Raw genomic sequence first — 2,529 nt, 5'->3', positions numbered from 1 at the left:
ATTGGCTCGCCACCATTCGCGGCCGCATCGGCTTCCTCGCGACACCGAGCTGGCTGATCTACGCCACCGGCGGTGCCGCCATCGCCGAGGTGAAGGGCAATTTCAGCTTATGGCTTTCCTTGAGATCGCAGACGAAGCGGTCGATCCGCGGAATCGCTTCGGCCGGAGCGGCCGAAGCATCCAGACCGAGATCGTCTTCGAGGCCCGCGGCGCGCGCCTCGTCACGGATCGCAGCGATCAGCCGCTGACGGCGGGCAGGATCGAGACCGTCGGCGGTCGAGTATTCGTCGAGCAGACGTTCGAGCCGGCGCAGCCCTTCCGGCACCGCAGACTTTTCCAGCGGCGGCGGCAGATGGCCGATCGTCACGGCGCCGATACGCCGCTTGGCCTGCGCTGCCTCGCCGGGATCGTTGACGATGAAGGGATAGATGATTGGGAGATCGCCGATCAGGGCTTCCGGCCAGCACGATTGCGACAGCGCTACGGATTTTCCGGGCAGCCATTCCAGCGTGCCGTGTGCACCCATGTGCAAGACGGCATCGCTGCCCTGTGCCCGGAGCCAGAGATAGAACGCGACATAGGCGTGGCGCGGCGTGCGGGCGAGATCATGATAATCGGCATCGCGCGTCGTCGCATCGCCGCGCTCGGGCTGGACCGCGATAACAGACTGACCGCATTGGATCGCAGCGAAGTGGAACGCGCCGTCGCGACAGCTCGGATCATCCTCCGGCGCTCCCCAGGCTTGCGCGAGATCGTCCTGCAAGACTTGCGGCAGGCGCGAAAGCGCCGCGCGATAGTCGGCAACGCGCCAGGTCAGTTGCCGCTTGAGCAGTGTTTCGCCGAGCGCACGGACCGGCGCAACATCGAAACCAACCTCCGCGAGATCAGACAACAACGCCTCGACAGACGCCAGCGCATCGAGACCGACGGCGTGCGCGATCTGGTGCGGGCGTCCCGGATAGTTCGAGAGCACGAGTGCCAGCCGCTTCTCACCGGCGGGCTTCTCCACGAGGCGGCGCCAGGCCGCGACGCGTCCGGCGACCGCCGTCACACGTTCCCCATCCGGCCGATGTGCCAGATGCGAAAATTGCAGATCGGGATCGCGTTGCGCCGCCGACTTGAAGCTCACCACGCCCGTGAACAGCCGACCGTCGACCTCGGGCAGCACCACATGCATCGCGAGATCGCCGGGCGAGAGGCCACGCAGCGACTCCGCCCAGTCCTCGCGCCGCGCCGTGGAGAGTGCGACCTGGAACACCGGACACGATGCAGCATCGAACGCCGTCGTGCCGTCGTCGCTGAGGGCCGAGAACGCCGTCGCGTTGACGATCGCGGCCGGAGGATTTTGCGCGAGATAGGCGCGCAGCCAGTCGGCGACGCCCGCGGCCTTCAGCGAGGTGACGAACACGCCACAGGCGTCAAAGCCCTTCTCGCGCAGCGCCGCGATCAGGGCATCGACCGGGCCCGTGTCCGCGGCGGTGAGATAGGAGCGATAGAACGTCACCAGCGCGCGGGGCTTCCCCTCGCCACCCACCGGCGCGGCGATGACGCCGCGCGCGGGATCGTAGAAGCCCATCTCGGGCACGCTCATCTCGCCGATAACAGGACCGGCATAGAGACCCGAGGCCAATGCGAGCTGCGCAATCGCGGCTTGGGCGGCGACCGGCCCGCCGGTGTCGCAGAGCACCTTGAGCCGGCGCAGCGTCGAGACCGGCAGAGTCGAATACGCATCGAGCCGCGTGTCGTCACGGCCATCGGCCGGCAGCACCGCCAGCACGATGTTGCGGTCCTTGGCGAGTTGTTGCAAGGCAGCCAGCCCATACGCCCAATAGGACTCCCCGCCGATCAGGCGCACCAGGATGCCACGCGCCTGCGACAGCGTGCGCTCGATATAGGTGTCGACCGACAGGGGGTGACGGAGCTCCGCGAGATTGGCAAGCCGCAGCGTCGGCAGGCTGCCCTGGCCGCGCCGCCAGCCGGCCGCGAACGCGGCGAGATCGGAATCCGAATACGAGAGCACCACGAGATCGGCCGGGTCCTGGCCGATGTCCCTTGGCGTCGCGGTCTCCTCCAGACCGCGGCTCTCGCGGAAGACGACGTGCATCAGATGCCGAGCCTTGAGATACCAAGTCCTGCCTTGATGGCGGCCTCATCGATATCGCCGTGCTCGCCGATCACGACGAGCTTTGAGTGCCTGTGACCTGCGCCCCAGGGCTTGTCGAACTGGTGGCGCACGCGCTCGCCGACCGCCTGCAGCAGAAGGCGCATCGGCTTGCCCGCGACGGCGATGTAACCTTTCGCCCGCAGCACGTTCTGCTCGCGCGCCAGCTTCTGCACCGATGCGACCAACGCGTCGATGTCAGCCACTTCAGGCAGATCGATCACGACGGAGGCGAAATCGTCGTGCTCGTGCTCCTCCTCGCCGTCATGGTGCGAGGGGCGTGCAGCGAGATCGTTCTCGGCGGCGGCGCCGAGGCCGAGGATGAGGCGCGCATCGATCGCGCCGTCGGTGACAGGGAGCATCGGCAC

1 protein-coding gene and 2 pseudogenes are annotated in these 2,529 nt (G+C 67.4%); 1 reads left to right on the top strand and 2 read right to left on the bottom strand.

Annotation, left to right across the window (positions count from 1 at the left end):
* Positions 1–107 (top strand): annotated as a pseudogene (locus MOV75_RS42780) (porin family protein); the annotation flags it as partial.
* A 5-nt stretch (positions 108–112) separates the two neighbouring features.
* Here the strand turns inward: MOV75_RS42780 and MOV75_RS34265 are convergent.
* Together MOV75_RS34265 and MOV75_RS34260 are read right to left on the bottom strand one after the other, a co-directional pair.
* A pseudogene (locus tag MOV75_RS34265) lies at positions 113–2,104 on the bottom strand (cobaltochelatase subunit CobN); the annotation flags it as partial.
* Positions 2,104–2,529 (bottom strand): GTP-binding protein (locus MOV75_RS34260; protein ID WP_247007549.1); only part of this gene is annotated, 426 nt, incomplete at its 5' end. The gene MOV75_RS34260 and the pseudogene MOV75_RS34265, both read right to left, overlap by 1 nt.

It is taken from the genome of Bradyrhizobium sp. PRIMUS42 (genome assembly GCF_023006515.1).
Classification (GTDB): Bacteria; Pseudomonadota; Alphaproteobacteria; order Rhizobiales; family Xanthobacteraceae; genus Bradyrhizobium.
This window is presented reverse-complemented; position numbering and strand designations above follow the sequence as displayed.